General features: G+C 66.8%; 13 protein-coding genes and 3 pseudogenes. 12 read left to right on the top strand and 4 right to left on the bottom strand.

The window, feature by feature from the left end:
- Positions 1-23: 23 nt before the first annotated feature.
- The 4 genes from JWS14_RS48600 to JWS14_RS48585 all read left to right on the top strand — a co-directional run bounded on the left by JWS14_RS48600 (position 24) and on the right by JWS14_RS48585 (position 5,407).
- Entirely contained in the window at positions 24-242 is a 219-nt protein-coding gene (locus JWS14_RS48600) for a hypothetical protein (RefSeq protein ID WP_206017263.1), read from the top strand.
- A 518-nt stretch (positions 243-760) separates the two neighbouring features.
- Positions 761-2,785 carry a catalase gene (locus JWS14_RS48595; RefSeq protein WP_241031945.1) on the top strand — a complete coding sequence of 675 codons (2,025 nt, stop codon included), beginning with the start codon at positions 761-763 and terminating at the stop codon, positions 2,783-2,785.
- 90 nt (positions 2,786-2,875) lie between these two features.
- Positions 2,876-4,237 carry a cytochrome P450 gene (locus tag JWS14_RS48590; RefSeq protein WP_206017262.1) on the top strand — a complete coding sequence of 454 codons (1,362 nt, stop codon included), beginning with the start codon at positions 2,876-2,878 and terminating at the stop codon, positions 4,235-4,237.
- A 60-nt stretch (positions 4,238-4,297) separates the two neighbouring features.
- Entirely contained in the window at positions 4,298-5,407 is a 1,110-nt protein-coding gene (locus tag JWS14_RS48585; RefSeq protein WP_206017261.1) for an NAD-dependent epimerase/dehydratase family protein, read from the top strand.
- Positions 5,408-5,721: 314 nt separating this feature from the next.
- Here JWS14_RS48585 and JWS14_RS48580 read toward each other — a convergent pair whose 3' ends face one another.
- Positions 5,722-7,185, bottom strand: coding sequence for an aminotransferase class I/II-fold pyridoxal phosphate-dependent enzyme (locus JWS14_RS48580; RefSeq protein ID WP_206017260.1), 1,464 nt, complete (start codon positions 7,183-7,185; stop codon positions 5,722-5,724).
- A gap of 244 nt (positions 7,186-7,429) precedes the next feature.
- Here JWS14_RS48580 and JWS14_RS48575 point away from each other — a divergent pair, with 244 nt between their 5' ends.
- The 3 genes and pseudogenes from JWS14_RS48575 to JWS14_RS48565 all read left to right on the top strand — a co-directional run bounded on the left by JWS14_RS48575 (position 7,430) and on the right by JWS14_RS48565 (position 11,572).
- Positions 7,430-8,539, top strand: coding sequence for a carboxylate-amine ligase (locus JWS14_RS48575; protein ID WP_206017259.1), 1,110 nt, complete (start codon positions 7,430-7,432; stop codon positions 8,537-8,539).
- Between the two features lie 277 nt (positions 8,540-8,816).
- Positions 8,817-9,875 carry a C45 family autoproteolytic acyltransferase/hydrolase gene (locus JWS14_RS48570; protein WP_206017258.1) on the top strand — a complete coding sequence of 353 codons (1,059 nt, stop codon included), beginning with the start codon at positions 8,817-8,819 and terminating at the stop codon, positions 9,873-9,875.
- A gap of 525 nt (positions 9,876-10,400) precedes the next feature.
- Positions 10,401-11,572 (top strand): annotated as a pseudogene (locus JWS14_RS48565) (alcohol dehydrogenase catalytic domain-containing protein).
- A gap of 41 nt (positions 11,573-11,613) precedes the next feature.
- Here the strand turns inward: JWS14_RS48565 and JWS14_RS48560 are convergent.
- Together JWS14_RS48560 and JWS14_RS48555 are read right to left on the bottom strand one after the other, a co-directional pair.
- Positions 11,614-11,870: pseudogene (locus JWS14_RS48560) on the bottom strand (nitrate reductase); the annotation flags it as partial.
- Between the two features lie 776 nt (positions 11,871-12,646).
- A complete protein-coding gene (locus JWS14_RS48555) occupies positions 12,647-13,060 on the bottom strand; it encodes a DUF6292 family protein (RefSeq protein ID WP_241031931.1) in 414 nt (137 codons plus the stop codon).
- 1 nt (position 13,061) lies between these two features.
- Between JWS14_RS48555 and JWS14_RS52165 the strand changes: the two genes are divergently transcribed.
- From JWS14_RS52165 to JWS14_RS48540, 3 genes and pseudogenes are all read left to right on the top strand, one after another.
- Positions 13,062-13,535, top strand: a complete 474-nt coding sequence (locus tag JWS14_RS52165; RefSeq protein ID WP_420855187.1) for an ANTAR domain-containing protein — start codon at positions 13,062-13,064, stop codon at positions 13,533-13,535.
- Between the two features lie 615 nt (positions 13,536-14,150).
- Positions 14,151-14,614 (top strand): annotated as a pseudogene (locus tag JWS14_RS48545) (CinA family protein).
- A 48-nt stretch (positions 14,615-14,662) separates the two neighbouring features.
- A complete protein-coding gene (locus JWS14_RS48540; protein WP_206017256.1) occupies positions 14,663-15,316 on the top strand; it encodes a HemK2/MTQ2 family protein methyltransferase in 654 nt (217 codons plus the stop codon).
- Between the two features lie 457 nt (positions 15,317-15,773).
- On the opposite strand, the gene JWS14_RS48535 is transcribed toward JWS14_RS48540, so the two are convergent.
- Positions 15,774-16,226 (bottom strand): DUF4383 domain-containing protein, encoded by a 453-nt coding sequence (locus tag JWS14_RS48535; RefSeq protein WP_206017255.1) that lies wholly within the window; start codon positions 16,224-16,226, stop codon positions 15,774-15,776.
- A 703-nt stretch (positions 16,227-16,929) separates the two neighbouring features.
- Between JWS14_RS48535 and JWS14_RS48530 the strand changes: the two genes are divergently transcribed.
- Entirely contained in the window at positions 16,930-17,286 is a 357-nt protein-coding gene (locus JWS14_RS48530; protein ID WP_206017254.1) for a WhiB family transcriptional regulator, read from the top strand.
- Between the two features lie 845 nt (positions 17,287-18,131).
- Positions 18,132-18,938, top strand: coding sequence for an MBL fold metallo-hydrolase (locus JWS14_RS48525; RefSeq protein ID WP_206017253.1), 807 nt, complete (start codon positions 18,132-18,134; stop codon positions 18,936-18,938).
- Positions 18,939-19,038: the final 100 nt, after the last annotated feature.

Genomic DNA, 19,038 nt, shown 5'->3' with positions numbered 1-19,038 from the left:
CGAGCCCGAGGACGGAGATATGCGTGCCCATGCGAGGCGCGTACCCCGGCATCCGCCAATTCGAAACCATCGGTTTGATCGATATGCCGCCGACCGACCGCCAGCTGATGTTCGGCGGCGGGCTGCCGCTGCCCAATTGTTCCCAGGTGTTCGGCGATGTGGCGCGGAGGAACGATGGCTCGGCGCATGCCGACGTGGCAATTGCCGATGGTCTGAAACATGTTGTTCGGCACGCAATCTAAGCGGCATTGCGTCACAGCCGTGCAGGGTGCGCGCGACGATTCAGTTGCACCGGCGCACACGCACTTGTGGGTGACGGGGCGGGTCAGCCGTGCCCCGAACGTCTCTTCGTGTCCCGCTTCTTGTACAGGACATAGGCAATGACCCCGACCAGAATAAGTATCCCGATAATCTCCACAGGGAGCGGATACCCGGTTGATGCGTTCCTCACGCGGGACGCGCACACGTGCCGGGTGGACCGAGCGCAAACCTCTACGGCGACTGTCTACCGCAGACCGCGGCAGTTTTCGGTGGTTCGTCACGTAAACGCGCCGTTTGATGGAGTTGGTCCGCCCACGCCCGGATCGGAGGCTACTTCGGGTGCGCGCACCGCCTGGGTGAGGGACCCATCCGCGGGAGAATCCCTCGCTCCAGTCCAGGGTCCCGGAAAATGGTGTTGTCTCGCCCGGTAGCGGTCTCCGTCAGGTTGCCCCCCCGCCACAATCACGCGGACCTTCGCCGCCGTCCCGCCCTGGTCAGGCTGTCGGTTCCGGAAAGAAGGTTCTCTGGTCCCGGAACGGGCACTCCGACGGTCGAGGAGCCGACGAAGCCCACTGATCTGTTGCCTCCCAGACCCGATCAGCGGGCTCCCGCGCTGGGCACCGCGACCGGGCAACCCGTCGAAGGTCCGGACACGGCCCGCGGCCAGCAGGGTGAGCACCTCACCACGGCGCAGGGGGCGCGGCTGTACGACACCGATCACTCGCTCAAGGCTGGAACCCGGGGACCGACCCTGCTCCAGGACCACCATCTGCGTGAGAAGATCACGCACTTCGATCACGAGCGGATCCCGGAGCGCGTGGTGCACGCACGGGCGGCCGCGCACGGCGTCTTCCGCGGATATGGTTCCGCCGACCCGATCAGCAAGGCGGCGTTCCTCGGCAAGGACGTCGAGACGCCGGTCTTCGTCCGGTTCTCCACCGTCCTCGGCTCCCGCGGATCGGCCGACCCCGTCCGCGACACCCGGGGGTTCGCGACCAAGTTCTACACCAGCGAAGGCACTTTCGACTTGGTGGGAAACAACATCCCGGTCTTCTTCATTCAGGACGGCATCAAGTTTCCCGACGTCATTCACGCCGCCAAGCCGCACCCCGATCGCGAGATTCCGCAGGCGCAGAGCGCGCACGACACGTTCTGGGACTTCGTGTCCCTACGCACCGAGGCCACCGCGCACACGTTGTGGAACATGTCCGATCGCGGTATCCCGCGGTCGTACCGGATGATGGAAGGCTTCGGCGTCAACACCTTTCGGATGGTGAACGCGGCGGGCGAGAGTTCACTCGTGAAGTTCCATTGGAAACCGAAACTCGGTGTGCACTCACTGGTGTGGGAAGAAGCGCAGATCGTCAACGGCATGGACCCCGACTACCACCGCCGCGACCTCGCCGACGCGATCGAGTCCGGCGCGTACCCGGAATGGGAGCTGGGCATCCAGGCGTTCCCGGACACCCCGGACCAGACGTTCGAGGGCATCGACCTGCTCGACCCGACCAAGATGGTGCCCGAGGAACTGGCCCCCGTGCAGCCGATCGGGCTGATGACGCTCGACGCGAATCCGACGAACTTCTTCGCCGAGACCGAGCAGGTGGCGTTCCATCCCGGGCACCTCGTTCCCGGCATCGACGTCACCGACGACCCGTTACTGCAGGCGCGGCTGTTCTCCTACCTCGACACCCAGATCAGCCGGCTCGGTGGGCCCAACTTCGGTCAGATACCGATCAATCGGCCCCAGGCCGAGGTCAACGACATGCTGCGCGACGGCATGCACCAGACGGGCGTCCACCCGGGTGTCGCGCCGTATCGGCCGAATTCCCTCGACGCCGGTTGCCCGTTCCTGGCCGGCGCGGACGCTGCCTTCGTGGAGGTTCCGGTGCCGATGCCGGAGTCGACGAAACTACGCGCCGCCCCCGCGAGCTTCGACGACCACTTCTCGCAGGCCCGACTGTTCTACGCCAGCCTCAGCCCGGTCGAGCAGGCGCACGTCGCGCAGGCCTACACGTTCGAGCTGGGAAAGTGCTACGAGCAGGTGATCAAGGAGCGCGCACTCGAGGTCGTCGCGAACATCGACCCCGGTCTGTGCGAGCAGGTGGCCGCGGGTCTCGGACTCCCGGCACCCGCGCCGACCGTCGCCTACGACGCGGCGTCCACGCCCAGTCCCGCGCTGTCGCAGGTCGGTGCCGAGTGGCCGCTGGACGGCCGGACCATCGGCATCGTCGCCGACGACGAGTCCGAACTGTCCGAGGTGGCCGACACCGTCGAGATGATCGGCAAGGACGGCAAGAACGGCATGGTGCCGCTCGTCATCGGCCCGCACGGTGGCGAACTGGGGTCGGGCAAGGGCGCCGTGCCGGTGTCCCGGACGTTTCACACCATGCGGTCGGTCGAGTTCGACGCCGTTATCGTGCAGTCCCCGTCGAATACCCGACCACCGAGACACCAAATCGGTATCCGCCCCACGACGTTGGACCGGCGCGCGTCCTGTTTTCCCGCCGACCGGCTCGGGTAGACGGCGGATGAGGTCCGGGGCGCACTCGCCCGGCCCGGCATGCGGGGACTGCCCTGCGTTGATCGGCACGCGTTGACCCGGAGGTATTCGATGACACTGACCGCCACAGGACCGGCCGCAACCGCTCGGGAGCGCCGCGCGGCGCTGCCCGACGTGGCGCGCTTGTTCGGTCAGGTAGCACTCCCGTTCCTCGCCGCCGACGCCATCGCGCGACGCCGTCCCGTCATGGGTCTACTCGAGCGACTGCAGGCCGACGCGGCCACGGCGCGGCAGATACCCGCACTCCGAGAACGCTACGGTGACGGACCGCTGCCGCTGCGAGTATTCGGCCGGGACCTCGCCCTGGTCCTGTCAGACAAGGACGTCGAGACCGTGCTGCGCACCGATGCCGACGCCTTCACCGCGGCGAATCGCGAAAAGACGGCGGCGCTGAGCCCGTTCCAACCCAACGGTGTCCTGATCTCACAGGGCGACCTTCGTGCGCGCCGCCGGGACGTGAACGAGCAAGCACTGGACACCGAGCAGCCGATGCATCACCTGGCAGCCCCGATCGCGCAGGTGATTCGAGACGAAGCAGACAAGTTGCTGCGCACTTCCCGTGCCACCGGCAGCCTCGACGCCGCCGAGTTCACGCTCTGGTGGTGGCGGATAGTACGACGTGTCGTGTTGGGAGAGTCCGCGCGAGACGACCACGAATTGACCGACCAGTTGTGGACGCTGCGCGCGAACGGGAACTGGTCATTCGCTCACCCTACCCGGCACGCCTTGCGGGACAGGTTCACCCAGCGGCTCCAACGTTACGTCGAGTCGGCACCGCCGGACAGCCTCGCGGGTGCGCTGCGTGAGGTCTCCACCAGCGCACCGATCGACCCCGTCGGCCAGATCCCGCATTGGTTGTTCGCGTTCGACGCCGCCGGAATGGTGACGATCCGAACGATGGCACTCCTCGCGACTCACCCCCGGCACCGCATCAAGGCACTGGAACGGATCGAACCATCGACTCTGGACACGCCGCAGCCCTACAAGTACCTGCGTGGGTGCGTCCTCGACAGCACCCGGCTCTGGCCGACCACCCCCGCCATCCTTCGGGATTCCCTCGTTCCGACGGAGTGGGAAGACAACAACGGACGGTACTCGATCCCCGCCGGTTCCGCGTTCGTCATCCTGGCAACTGCCTTCCACCGGGACCACCACGCCTTCCCGTTCGCCGACCGATTCGAACCCGAAATATGGATCGACGGACGGGCCGAACACTACCGCGGGCTCGTCCCCTTCAGCGCCGGACCGACAGCCTGCCCCGGCCGCAACGTGGTCTTGCTGGTAACCAGCACGGTGCTCGCCAACCTCTGCACCCGCGCCGACTTCACCGTCACCTCACGCACCACACCCGACCCGGACCAACCCCTCCCCGCCACTTTGAACAATTTCGGGATCACCTTTTCCGTCCGATGAGTCACCCGTCCGCCTCCATCGGTGCTCGTCCACTCGCTCAGGTGCGGGAGGGGTAGATAGGTGGCGCACGCTCCCCGCAAAGTCGTGATCACCGGTCCCACTGGAAATGTCGGCACCGCCCTTCTACGCCTCTTCGCCGTACAGGAACCCGCAACCGTGGTGACGGGAATCGCCCGCCGAACACCTCCCCACACGGCACCCTACGAGCGCGCGCAGTGGCATGAGATCGACCTGGCCCGTGAGGAGGCATACTCAGAACTCGTCCCGCTGTTCGAGGGCGCGGACGCCGTGGTCCATCTGGCGATCGCATTCCAACCGGCACGAGACCGTGACTATCTGAGGCGCACAGCGGTCGACGGGACGCGTGCGGTCGTGCAGGCGGCGCGCGATGCCTGCGTGAATCAGGTGGTCCATCTGTCCTCTGCGGCGGTGTACTCCCCCGGCGCCTACGGCGGATACGTGACCGAACATTGGCCCCGCCGCGGCATGCCGCGATCGATCTACAGCGTCGACAAGGTCGCCGAGGAAGACGTTCTCGACGAAATCGAGCAGGCCATCGCATCGGACGGACAGGCGCCTCTTGTCGTCACCCGGCTACGCCCCGGCCTGATCGCCCAGCACGACGAGGCCACCGCGCTCCTGCGCTACGCGGCACCGAGTTACCTGCCGCGAAGCCTGACGGCGCGGATACCGGCACTGCCGGTACTGCTCCTCGACCGCGCACTGACACTCCCGGTCGTCCACACGGACGACGTCGCCGACGCGGTGATGAAAGCCCTCACCCATCGTGCGCCGGGAGCGTTCAACATCGCAGCCGACGAACCACTGACCGCGAACCTGCTCCGCGACGCCTTCGACGCTCACCTGGTGCACGTACCGGCAACAGCATTGAACATTGTCACCAACATGGCTTGGTCGCTCCATCTTTCGCCCATTCACCGGGGATGGATCGACCTCGCCTACGCCACCCCGCTCGTCGATTGCTCCCGCGCCCACACCGAGCTCGGGTGGCGCCCCCAGCACGACACCGAATCGGTGATTCGCGAACTCGTTGCAGGATTCGAGGACCGATCACGCAGTACCAGCGCAGTCCTCGGCGAACGCTCACCGGCCGTGCGGCTGCGAAAACTCCTTACCTCGGGGCCCGTCACGAGACGGAGACTGCCGTAACCGCACGGCACACGGCTCCCGGTCACGTCACGCAAGTCTCGGTCTGGAGTCGAAACTCTCTCGTGCACCACGCGAAGTGCATCACCGGATCCCGCGCGGGCCGATGATTCGTGGGGTAAGGGCCGCAGAAGGTGGCCGCTCGAGGGCCGAGGGGGATGCGGTCCCGGTCAGGAGTCTGGCGCGGCTTCAACGAAGCCGGAATGTCGACCCAAGCTGCGTAGTGCCCCTGTGCACGCGGCACTACGCAGCCTACTTCCGGCCAGGTGCGGCCGCTCCCCCCTGGTTGTCAGACCTGTCCTGCCGCCCTCTCTTCGTCATCGGGTGACCACGCGGATGCGCCGGAGGGATCCGTCGGCGGCATCGGGTACCTCCATCCCGGCATCCACGCCGCTGCGCAGATAGTCGATGACGGGTTGGTCGAGTCGCTCGCCCGGCACCACGGCGGGAATGCCCGGTGGATACGGGGTCAGTGGTTCGGCCGCGATGCGCCCGGCGGCCCGGTCCGCGTCGACCAACTCCACCGGGCCGAAGAACGCATCCCGTGGGGACATCACCGACTCGAGCTGCAGCTCCTCGGGACTCGGCAACGAGATCGGTGCTGGTGGATCGAACGAGGACACGGCGTGGGCCAGATCGTCGAGCGCGGTGACCAGCCGGTCGGTGGTGGTGTCGTCGTCGGCCATCGATAAGGTCGCCGCGATGCGGCGGTGATCGTGCATGCCGACATCGAGGTGGCAGTGCTCCCGGAGCCAGTCGGTGCACTGGAACCCGGACACTTCGAGTTCGCTGACATCGATGAGGATCTGCATGCGGTCGAGATCGTGCGAGGCCTGCTCCCCCAGCAGCCGATCTTCGAGCACGGTCAGTCCGTCGATGCGGGCGATCCGTTCCCTGGTGCGGCCGGTGAGCGCGAGCGCGCGGCCGAGCAGGTCCGTGCCGTGCTCGACCATCTGCCGCCGCCACCCGTCGATGGCCGCATACAGCATCACGTTCGGGCTGGTGGTCGTCAGCAGGTCCGCGCACTGCGACAGGTGCGTGCCGTCGACGAGGTCACCCTGCAGGTGGTAGACCGATCCCTGCTCGAAACCCGCACCCATCTTGTGGACGCTGACCACGCAGACATCGGCGCCGGCGTCCATCGCCCACGTCGGTAGGCCGTCGTGGAACGGAAGGTGCGCTCCCCATGCCTCGTCGACGATGAGCGGCTTGCCCTGCTCGTGGCATACCTGTGCGATGGCGTCGAGGTCGGCGCAGGTGCCGTACGGGCTGGGGCTGACGATCAGTGCACCGGCGGCGTCGGGGTACTTTTCCCACATGGCCCGCACCTGGTCCGGGGACGGAGGATGGGAGAAGTGCATGTCCTGGTCCCAGCGTGGGGTGATCCAGCGGGGTGTCACACCGCTGAAGATCAGTCCGGCGACGATGGACTTGTGCGAGTCGCGGGAGACCAGCAAACCGCCGGGATCGTTTCCGGCGACGGCCATCATCGCCGCCTTCACCGACAGCGAACTACCGCAGGTCGAGAAGAAGGCCTGCTCGGCCCGGACCGCGTCGGCCATCAACTGCTCGGCCTTGGACAGGTAGCCGTTACTCGACCTACGGTCGTCCAGACCGCCGGAGGCGAGCACGTCCGACCGGAACGGGTCGGTGCCGAGAACCTTGGTCACCCGCTCGTCGGCGCCGCGCCCCTGGCGATGCCCCGGCGGGGAGAACCCGTATCGGTCGAGCCGATGGTACTGCTCCAACGCATCCAACAGCGGTGCCTGCGACTGGTCCATACCCGACGGTGTACCCGCACTCGTTTCGTCCTGAACCCCGACCGCACCGCTGACCGGCGCACCTTTGCAGGGCAATCGCACCACCAACAGCCGTCACCTTCATCTAGGACCGCTCGATCGGGAAGTCCGACATTGTCGTCGTCGATCAGAATCGGGAACTGCACCGGGTGGGTGAGGAGGCATCAGGTTCGCCTGAGCATCGACACCCGGTTTCATATCCGCGGAATGCGGGGATACCTGCTGAATGAGCCCTGCAGCAACGGAATCGGGCCGCGACCTCACCGTGGGAGTGGAGGAAGAATTCTTCCTCGTCGACGGGTTCGGTCATCTTTCCACGGCGGGACCCGACGTGGTCACCGAGGCCGGCCACGACATTCACGGGCTCCAGCGTGAGCTCGCCCGATGCCAGATCGAGACAGCGACCGGCGTGTGCCACACGGGCAAGCGACTGCACGAGGAACTGTGCGGCCTGCGCCGCCGGCTGGCGAAGGCCGCCGCAGCCCGCGACCTGTTGCTGCTGCCCAGCGGGACGGCTTTGACCGACGAGGGACTGCCCCCGGCGATCACCCCGAACCCGCGGTATGAGGAGATGGCCCACCGCTTCGGGTCGATCGTGGACACGGTGACCACGTGCGGCTGCCACGTGCACGTGGGGATCCCGAACCGCGACGTCGGTGTTCAGGTCAGCAATCAGATGCGCGGTTGGCTGCCCGTGTTGCTCGCGCTCGCCGCGAACTCGCCGTTCCACAGTGGGCACGACACCGCATATCACAGCTGGCGGCACATCATGTGGTCGCGATGGCCGTCAGTGGGACCCCCACCACATTTCGACTCCGCGGACCAGTACGAGTCGGTCGTCGACGCGATGATCGGGACCGGTGCCGCCATGGATCGGGGAATGATCTACTGGCACGTCCGGCTCTCCGACAACCAGCCGACCATCGAGGTCCGGATCGCGGACGTCGCCATGACCGCCGCGCACGCGGCGCTCTACGCGGTGGCCGTAAAGGGACTCGTCGGGTGGGCGCTACGGTCGCTGGACGACGGCCTCACCGTGCCGTGGCTGCGCGGCGAGCTGCTGCGGGCGCAGTTGTGGCGCGCAGCCCGCGACGGACTCGACGGGGAATGCACGAGCCCCGCCACCGATCGGTCCCTACCGATCCGCCGGCAGCTGGAAATGCTGAACGACTGCGTCGCCCCGGGGCTCGGCGCGAGTGATCGGGCGTTCCTCGAGTCGGGGCTCGACACCGTGCTGCGAGAGGGCACGGGCGCCGAGCGGCAACGCGCCGAGTTCGCGCGCGGCGGCACCCTGGCGGCGGTCCTCGACCTCCTCACGCGCGAAGTGGTCAGCTGACCGGGCGTGACAGAGTCAGCTCAGTGACGCCGGCGGCGCCGGCGGCGCCGCCATCCGAAACGACGTGCCCAGAACCGAGGTCGATGGCATGTCAGGCATCACTGAACTCTGTCGGCGGGTACGCGTGGGGGCAGGCCAGGCACTGCTGACCACCACGCACACATCGCGCGGCCGACCCCGACGTACGAGCCGAAAGGGGCGCCGATGGGGCCGCCCTGGAGAACGTGGCTACCACGCCCGCGCCCTGGGCAGGCGAGAATATCGAGCGGAGGGTGTGATGACGGTCATCGAGTGCGTCGGAAGTGGGCGGGCGCGCGGACGCGCTCATGGTGAACAGGCCCGCGACTTGGTCCACACCGCCCTGGACCGGTGGCGCGAGGGTACGAGCGCCCGCAGTCGTGAGCACCTCGCGGCGACGGGACTGCTCGCGGCGGTCGAGGCCGCCGTACCCGACCTTGCCGAGGAGATGCGCGGCATCGCGGAGGCAGCGGACGTCCCGTTCGCGGAGATCTTTGCGTACAACTTCATGGACGAACAGTGGTGGGTGCACCGGGAGCATCTCGAACTCGGCTGCAGTGTCCTCGGACGGGCCGGCACGGACGGTGTGTTCCTCGCCCAGAACATGGACCTGCCCGATTTCATGGACGGCTCACAGGTCGTTCTGCGTGTCCGTCCGGAGGTGGGCCCGGAAGCGCTCGTGCTCAGTTCGGCGGGCATGATCGGGATGACCGGAATCAACGCAGCCGGGATCGCGGTATGTGTGAACGCGCTTGGCATGCTGCGCCACAACCGTGCCGGTTTGCCGGTGGCCGCCGCGATCCGAGGCGCGCTCGCCCACTCCTCGCGCACTGAGGCAGTGGACTTTCTGCACCGTATCTCGCACGCGAGCGGGCAGCACTACGCGGTGGCGGATGCGTACGGCTTTCACGGTGTCGAATGTTCGGCTGCCGCAGTCGTTGTCAGTTGCCGGGCAGATTCACCGCTGTTGCTCCACACCAACCACCCGCTGGCGAACAACGACATTGACCGCAACGCCGAGCGGGAACTACACGGGCAGGGACGGATCGCCGATTCCCGGCTTCGCCTCGACTTCCTCGAAACGAACGCGAGGTCCGTCCGCGACCGGGCCGCCGCCGAGCGCCTTCTCAGCGACCACACCGGACCGCTGTGCGTCGTACCGCGTCGGGGTTACCGGACGCAGACGTTCGGGGCCGTCGCCTTCGAGTTCGGCACCACACCGCCGACAGCGCGCTTTCGTCTCGGCCTACCGAACCAACGACCCTGGATCGAACCGGGATGGCAATCGCCATCACAGCATGCCGAACCTTCCACATAAAACCAACCATCACACCTTCACTGTGATCAGCCCGGGGATGACTACCGTCAGTCCGCCCCCGGTTTCCCTCAACTACATGCGAAATTCTGTCCATAAACTTCAGAAATCTCGTGATGCGTGCCTCGACTTCCGCGGGTTTCTCACGAGGGCACTCAAGAAGGACAGCCACGGCGGACCGAGACCGACACCGATCAGATGTTGCCTCACGCCGGCCGCGCCACGCTGCGTTCCCCCGCGCGGTCCGAGGCTGGCGTAGTTGTCTATCTGCTGACGAATTAGCTCGTTCGTGTGGCGTCCGTCGCGGTGGTCCGCCCACGGAATTCTCCGGTCCGCAACTGCATGAACCAGTCGATGCTGGCGGTGTCGAGTCCTCGTCCGGTACGACGGCATTGGTAACCCCTGCATGAGGCACGGTGCAGCTTCCGGCGCGAAGTGTCGGTGGCACCGATCTGGGTGCCGATTGTTTCACACCATCACCCTCGGGCACCCGAACCTGAGAAACCACTGACGAAAGGGTGAGCACTCGTGAAAGCACTCGTGTGGCACGGCATCGGAGACATCCGACTCGACGACGTCGACATCCCCGACATCACCGCACCAACCGACGCCATCGTCCGGCTGACCACCAGCGCGATCTGCGGCACGGACCTACACCTGGTCCGCGGAACGATGCCGGGCATGAAGGAAGGCACCATCGTCGGCCACGAGGGCGTCGGTGTCGTCGAGAACGTCGGCGCCGAAGTACGCGGCTTCACTCCCGGTGACCGGGTAGTGATCTGCTCCACCATCGCCTGCGGGATCTGCTCGTACTGCCGGGCCGGCTATTTCGCCCAATGCGACAACGCCAACCCGAACGGGCCACAGGCCGGCACCAGCTTCTTCGGCTGACCGGAAACCACCGGGTCCGTCGACGGGTTGCAGGCCGAGTACGCCCGCGTCCCGCACGCCACCACCACCCTGGTCAAGATCCCCGACCCGGTGACCGACGACCAGGCAATCATGATCTCCGACGTGATGCCCACCGGGTGGTTCGGCGCCCGCCTGGCCCAGGTCACCGACGGCGACTCCGTGCTGGTGTCGTCGGCCAATGCGCGATCGCCTCCGCAAAACGTCAGGGCGCAACCCGAGTTCTGGTAGTCGACGGTCTCGACGACCGCCTCGCCATCGCCCGGACCCAGAATGCCGAGGTCATCAACTTCAACACCGAGGACCCGATCGAGATCGTGCGGGACTTGACCGGCGGGATAGGCGTCGACAGGGTGATCGACGCCGTCGGGATCGACGCCCAACGCCCCTCCGGTGGACTGGGCGCAGAGGCATTGCCTGTATCCGATGACGACTTCGACGCCGAACGGGACAAGGCCGCACCCGATGCCCATCCCGACGGCGAGACATGGGTACCCGGCAACGCACCCAGCCTCGCCGTGCGATGGGCGATCAAATCCGTTGCGAAGGCCGGCAGCATCGGCATCATCGGTGTCTACCCGCCCAACTTCGACGTGTTCCCGCTCGGCGAGATGATGAACCGCAATCTCACCGTGCAAGCCGGAAACTGCAATCACCGCCGCTATATCCCCCACCTGTTGGCAATGGCCGCGACCGGGTCCCTCGACCCGACGGCGTTCATCACCCAGCACGCCGCACCTGCCCACGCCCTCGACGCCTACCAGCGGTTCGACACCCGCGAGCAGGGATGACTCAAGACCGTCCTCGACGTCACCTGATCGCGAGGCACACCATCCTTTCCACAGGACTCGCAGTAATCGGGTGCGGAGAAGAACCTGTCGTCGGTGTACAGGCGTTCGGTGCCGTCGGGATGGTTGGCGTTGCAGGACCATTGGATTCCGGAGCCGCCGCGCAGGCGGTCGTAGGTGATGCCGGTGTAGTCGCAGGGCCGGCCGCCGGCTGAACTCTTCTTCCACGCCTCGAACGCCGTCTCCGGATCTGCCACCACGGCAGCGGGTTGCCGTCCCTGTCGCGGAGGTGCATTCGGCGCCGTGGAAGTCCAGAACCATATCGAAGCGTCGTGATGTTCCGCGAGGAGGGCTCGCGCGAATCGACTGCAGGCCGGGCAGAGTAGCGCTGGCACTCACTGGCTTTCGCTACGCAATTCGTCGCGAAGGTCCGAGTCCAAGGAGACCCGCACCAGCGCGGCCGCCGGTTCGGCAACTCGACCCTCCGGGACGAGATCGGACAATGCGTCGGGATCGTCCGGTAGACCCAGCTCACGCGCAGATTCGCGCGCACGCCTGTCGAAGTACGGGCGCACCCACGGCAACTCTCCCATCCGCCCCCGGCACGACACCGTCGAGGACCAGACTGTCGACGAGGTGACGCCGGAGCCGGAGACCACTCCTCGGAAAGGCCGCCCTCGGCGGTCGTCGCCGGGGCGGCGACCGCGACTGGGGGACAGCTCTTCCCGGGAACGCGCCACCGACGACCCCCACTGACAGGGCCGGAACACGCGATAGCGGCGAAGCAAGTTCGGTGACACTCGGGGTCGCGTGTGGCGTATTCGAGGGCGAGCTCCTCTGGTTTGCGGTGATGCCGGAGCGCTCGTACGCGGTGAGAATTCCCGCGCACTCGGTGCAGGCAGCCCGTGCGGCAAAGGCCACGAGCAGCTCCTCGGCGGACTGGGATCCGCGCTGAGGCGGAACCGTTGACCTGTCGTCAGCCTCCTGCTCTTTCCTCCCCACATCCCGGCGACGGTGGCGCGAGCCGATGGGCCGCCACGTCCACCCAGCGACGATCCCTGCGAACCGGCGATGTCGTCACCGGCAGGGTGGCTCGTGAGCGGCGGAGGCGGTGCCGAACCGGTGGACGAGCGTGGGAACCGGAAAGTTGTCCGGGGACCGGCATTCGAGGTGCATCAGGTCGGCGGCGAGCTCGTCGACCCGGTCGGCGATCACCTCCGGTTTCGGGCATCGGCCGATCCCGAGGCCGCCGATGATCAGGACACGGTCGGTGCGCTGTCCCTCGATGCCCAGGGACCATCCGAAGTGATGGTTCCACGCGATCAGGGTGCGGCGTCCGCTGTAATACCGGAACTGCTCCGCCAACACCAGCACGGCATCGAAGGTGACCGTGTCCCATTGGCGGATCGCGTCGGCGTTCAATGCCCGCGCGACCGAGAACACATATCCCTGGACGTCGGGAGTTTCGCCGGCACCCACACCGTGGCTCATCGTGAACACTTCCTCCATCGCGGATCATGTACCCGTCCGCGGCGACGCCGAAACTACACCTTCTGCGCTGGTCAGCGGAAGAAACTATCGCGATCCGGCGCCGCGGACCGCCGGGGACTCGGCCACGGCATGTTTGGGATCGGATCCGGCCGGGCACGACGCACTGGAAGCCATTCCCCGGGTGTCGACGGAGGTGACCTCGATGGTCGGATTGCCCAGTCACACCACGCCCGATGCCCGCGGTACCGGATCGCGTACCCGCGCGCTCGACACCGCCGAGGGCGTGCTCATCGGGCTCCGCCGGATCCCGGCCACGGACGCCTTCGACGAACTGGTCTCCGCGGCCCGCCGCCACGGAATGTCCGTCTTCACCCTCGCCGAGGCCCTGGTCGCGCTCGCCAGCGGGAACGAGTGCACCGAGCCCGCCACCGCCCGCGCGGCCCGCGCCGAATGGGGCGCCCTGTTCTGGCCCTGAACCGCCGCGGGACCCAGGTCTGTCCGGTATGCGCCCGCGGTTTCGGCGGAATCGTCGGCGGATACTCTACGGGCACTACCGTCCGGACAGGTTCGGACACACCGTTGTTCGGACGGTAGGGCCCACCAGCTACGGTGATCGTTGGGCGCTCACCGGCTGGTGGGCCACCTCACCGGCCGCGACTGTCCGGTGCGATCAGTGACATTTCTTCCTCTGGGTCCTTCACGACCCGCGACTTGGTGCGGTCATACCGGACCGCACCGGGCGGGGCCGGATTGTTTCCAGACGCGGCCGGGTATTTCGGTATTCACGCCGCCCCCGCGTCCGGACGCGCGTGACGGCCAGGCTCCCCGGTTCAGCCCCGTAGCTGGCGGAGCCGCCCCGGCGTAGTTCCGGGCGCAGGGTCTCGGCGCGTCCGCGCCGACGTCCTGCGACCTGATCCGACGGGTCACTACAGTCCGTGAGAGCGCATCAGAGCCGTTGCGCGGGAGAAAGGTGGAGGAGAGTTGCTCAATGTGGCGTCGTTGGTGATCGCGGTCGCGGCGGGTATGGCGGGAGCTTCCGGACTTCACCATCTCGGCCGCCGAAGCGCCCTGCACCAGGACTGCAGTGCAGATGCATGAGCCGCATGATGAGTGCGCCGAGCGGATCTCGGCGACAGCGCGCGGTCGGCAACTCACCGTTGCCACCGCGGAATCGCTGACCGGCGGACGGATCTCGTGCGTTCTCGGGGCCGCGCCGTCGTCGTCCGAGTGGTACCGAGGCAGCATTGTCGCCTATGCCAGTTCGGTGAAACATGGATTGTTGCGGGTTCCCGACGGCCCGGTTGTCAGCGAACCCAGTGCGCGCACGATGGCAGCCTCGGTCGCCGAGCTTCTTGGCGCGGATCTGGCGGTAGCGGTCACCGGAGTCGGTGGACCGCAGCCTCAGGACGGACAACCACCGGGCACCGTGTGGTTCGGGGTCTTCGCTGGCGGTCAGATACTGAACCACGACACTTCGACGGTGATCCCGGCGAGGTCGTCGAGGCGACCACGGCCCATGCCCTGTTCCTGCTCGAAGATGCCCTCGACCAGTAGGTGCGGGTACTCATGGAATTTCGGACCGGCAGGTGTGAGGAGTGGTCGATGTTGCTGCGGATCCCGGGTGTTTATGCCCCACAGGACGATACGTGGCTACTTGCCGACGCAATGGCAGAGCATTCCTTGGACGCGGATACGCGCGTCCTCGACCTCTGCACCGGCACCGGGGCGCTAGCCGTGCGGGCGGCCAAGCTGGGTGCCGGCAGCGTGACTGCGATCGACATCTCCCGTCGCGCCGCCCTCACCGCCACACTCAACTCCCGCGTGAACGGGCACACGATCCGGGTGCTGCGCGGAGACCTCACCGCCCCCGTCCGTGGGGAACGCTTCGATCTGGTGATTTCCAACCCGCCGTATGTGCCCGCCGAGGACGATCGGATTCCCGGCACGGGCATGGCGCGGGCCTGGGATGCCGGCACCGACGGGCGAGCGCTGCTCGACCGGATCTGCACGCAGGCACCCGACATCCTCGCCCCGGAAGGAACACTGCTTGTTGCCCAGTCGGCACTGAGCGGGGTGGACAAGACCCACGTCATGCTCGAAGAGCAGGGGTTACAGGCCGACATCGTGGCTCGCCGCGAGATTGCCTTCGGGCCCGTCCTGACCGCACGCCGCCGCATGCTGGAGTCTCGCGGCGTCATCACAGCTGATCAACGTAGCGAGGAAATCGTGGTGATTCGAGCCCGCCGGCACCGGTAGACGCCACGTGTGTCGTCCGAATCATCCGCACTCCGCCCACTGACTTCGAAACAGTTGCAGGCGAATGGCACTCGACCTCACGCACTGGAGAACCCATCGAGTCATACCCGTGCGGTGCCTCGCGGCGAGTGGAGATCATCGATGGTGCCGACCGCCATTCATCACGGTAGGGCAGGTCAATCACGGGACCAGTGCCGTCACCCGCGCCGATGTCTCCCCGCGGCCGCGACGTCGAACCATGCCGGACTCATTTCGAGTCGGACGACGCTGACGGACGTCCGGTCCGGTTCCGGCACCCGAACCGCGTGGCATGTGTACATATCACGGCCTGGCCCCTCGTGCCGGCGCTGGTGTCGTCGGCATCCTCGTCGATGTAGTGCTCGACATTCTCGATCGGCACGAGTCTGTCACGATCGTCCAGACCGCCCAGTCCGCCCAGTCCGCCCAAGAGGAAGCGTTAGCGGACGGTTCCCGGGGTCGCGCCGGGGGCCGTGGCGGCGACAGCGCGACGCCCGAGAAGCACACCGAGGGCGATCATCCCGAGACCGAGCACCAAGTGCAGCCAGTTGTCGGCGTTGTTGACCGGAACGAAGTTGGCGGCGCTGTCCATATCGATGAGCAACCCATATAGCCACAGCACCAAGTAGATGATCCCACCGCCGACGAGGAACGCTTTCGCCGTAGCCGCGGCCCTCGCCATGACCAGGCCCGCGATCCCGAACAGTAGATGAACAACATTGTGCAGGATCGAGACCTCGAAAATACCGAGGAGCTTGGCGCCGGAGTGGTGGCCGGCGAAGGTGAGCATGTCGTAGTCAGTGGTGATACCCGGTATGAAGCCAAGGATCCCGACGAGCAGGAACACCGCCCCGACCGCCAAGGCAGCGATTTGGACAGGGGAACGTGTCATCGATGTCGCGGTCGAACGTTGAGTCATTGCGATCACCCTTCTTGGCGTAAATGGACGACGGGGACGGGATTGATGACCGTGGGTGCGTTCGGCGGGGCCGAGGCAACGGTCAGCAGTCGGCGCGCGCACACCCCGCGAGGCCACCTGCCGTCTTCGGGCTCCGGGTACCCGAAGCCAACCGTATCTACACCGTGCGGCGACGGGCGCGGCCCATGAACCCACGCTCTGGAGTGAGCACGCCAATGTGACGCCGCTTACTCTTCCCCGATTCCATTGAATCCTCAACCAGCGTGTCGTTACCCTGATATCACGCCCTCACGCCAGCACTTCCGCAGGCGACGAGGACAGGGAAGCAGCCCCCGGACACGGCGCCGTCCCATTCACCGATGTCGAGAACAGGCATCAGCGCACCGGCACCGCCATCCCGCTTCCGAACGTGGTGCCGATAGGCCGTCATCCCCGCCGTCGTCGCGTCACCGCCTGACCGCGCCCTTCTCCAGGCGCGCCGAAGGAAACCCGGAAACGTGTCGAATACCACTGTCGAGCAGCATGTCTCGGATACGTCGCTGCGCATACCGGTTTTCCAACCTTCGCTACGAGGAGGCAGCCCACCCGCGTCTTCACATCAGACGGACCGGCACGGACCGTGCATCTACTCGCCGGCCGCCCCTTCCCACACCGGCACACCCCACTGCATAGTCCAATGCCCCATTCTCGAAAGCGACTCATCCCGCCCGTGTCTGAACTTTCGCACCCCCGCGTCCCCGCCGACGTGAACTGGCAGGACCGCGCATCGTGCCGCGGTACCGATACCGACCTGTTCTTCTCCCCCGACGGGGAACGCGGGAAGGTCCGCGCCCGCCGCGAACACGCCGCCAAACAGATCTGCCGCGACTGTCCCGTGCTGACCGAATGCCGCACCCACGCCCTGTCCGCCGCCGAACCGTATGGCATCTGGGGCGGTATGTCCGAGACCGATCGCACCCGCCACCGACGACGACGCACCCGTCCTGACAGCGCACCCGCACTGAACCAACCCGCATCGTGTTCGAGCAGGTGACAGGCACTCCACGAATAAGACGCCCACGCCGACGACTGCCGCGCCCTGCTCGCCGGAACCTCGGCACCATCCCGCCAGAGGGAATCTTCTCGCCGCACCCTCCCAAACCCACCGAACGGACTCACCGATGACCCCACCCGCGCCGCGCCCTTTGACCACCGCGGTGTCCACCGCATGGATCAAACACCACCTCGACCGCACCCGATCACACACCCGCGCCCGGCCTCAATGCCCGACCCCACGAAAACAATTCGAAGTCCGAGGTAGGCAGGCGCCGATGAATGACATGTGCGGACGCCAATGAATACCGATCCCTCCTTCGAGGAGTCCGCGGCATCTACGCCTGCCCCCTGTCCACGCCTCAGCACGACCGGTCGGCGTCCTCGAACTCCACCGCACCCACCCCCGAACCCTCACCCACGCCCAGGCACCGATCCACCCAGCGCTACGCCGCCGCCCGCGCACCGACCCTGGTCACCGAACTCCACACCAGCACCGCGACCCCCTGGCGCGATGACCACCACATCTTCCGCCGTAGCAACATCCCCGTCGCCGCCCGCCTGACCGCCGGTCGCCTCGATGTTCCCGCCGCCGAGGCACTCCTGCGCTTACCGCCGCCGCCTACGCCGACAACCGCTCGATCACCGACCTCGCGCCGACATCGTTGCAGGACGCCGCACCCTCTGACCGGCACACGAAGACACCGCTGCAGTAGACGGACCCGAACCGGCTGACCGCGGGCAGGGACCAGGGCTGCACCCCTTCGGTGGTGTTCGTGTCGGCCGTCAGCGTTCGGGTACTCGGCTCACGCCCCACTCAACCTGTCGCTCGTCCCGGGAGGCTCGATGGAGACCACCTTCACCTTCATCGGCAACGCCACCGCCCTCATCCGGCACGGCGAGATCACCGTCCTGACCGATCCGAACTTCCTCCACCAAGGACAACGCGCCTACCTCGGATACGGCCTCGTCTCCCGGCGCCTGCGCGAACCCGCGATGCGTATCGACGAACTGCCGCCGATCGACGTGATCGTCCTGTCCCACCTGCACGGTGACCACTGGGATCGCACCGCGCAGCACAACCTCGACCACGACATCCCGGTGGCCACCACCCCACACGCCGCGAAGATACTCGTCAAACGCGGATTCGGTCGCGCCCACGGCCTCTACACCTGGTCGACCCACGAGGTGGTGAAAAGTGGTACTCGACTGACGATCACCTCCCTGCCCGGCCGGCACGCACCCGGTTGGACGCGGCGGCTGCTTCCCCCGGTGATGGGGACGATGCTCGAGTTCGGACCTGAAACAGGGGCGGTGGAACGTCGCCTCTACCTCTCCGGCGACACCCTCGTCGTCGACGACCTCACCGCCATTCCGCAACGCTTCCCCGACATCGACACCGGTGTGCTGCACCTCGGGGGCACCCGCCTACCCGCCGGCCCCGCGCTGCCGTTCGGTCTCACCGTGACCATGGACGGCCGCCGCGGCGCCGACGCCGTGGAACTCCTGGACCTGCCCCGGGTCCTTCCCGTCCACTACGACGACTACACCGTGTTCGCCTCACCACTGTCCGACTTCGCCCGCGAACTCGACCGACGCGGATTGAGCGGGCGGATGATCCACGTCGACCGCGGCGCCACCATCACCCTCTGACCACAACTCAGCGACCCTCCACCCTGTCCCCCCACCCCGTGTCGGCCTGATGTACGTGCGCAGCGTCGTGTCGACCTCTACGGCCCTCGACGGCGAGCAC

The organism is Rhodococcus koreensis (assembly GCF_017068375.1).
Taxonomy (GTDB): Bacteria; Actinomycetota; Actinomycetes; order Mycobacteriales; family Mycobacteriaceae; genus Rhodococcus_F; species Rhodococcus_F koreensis.
This window is presented reverse-complemented; position numbering and strand designations above follow the sequence as displayed.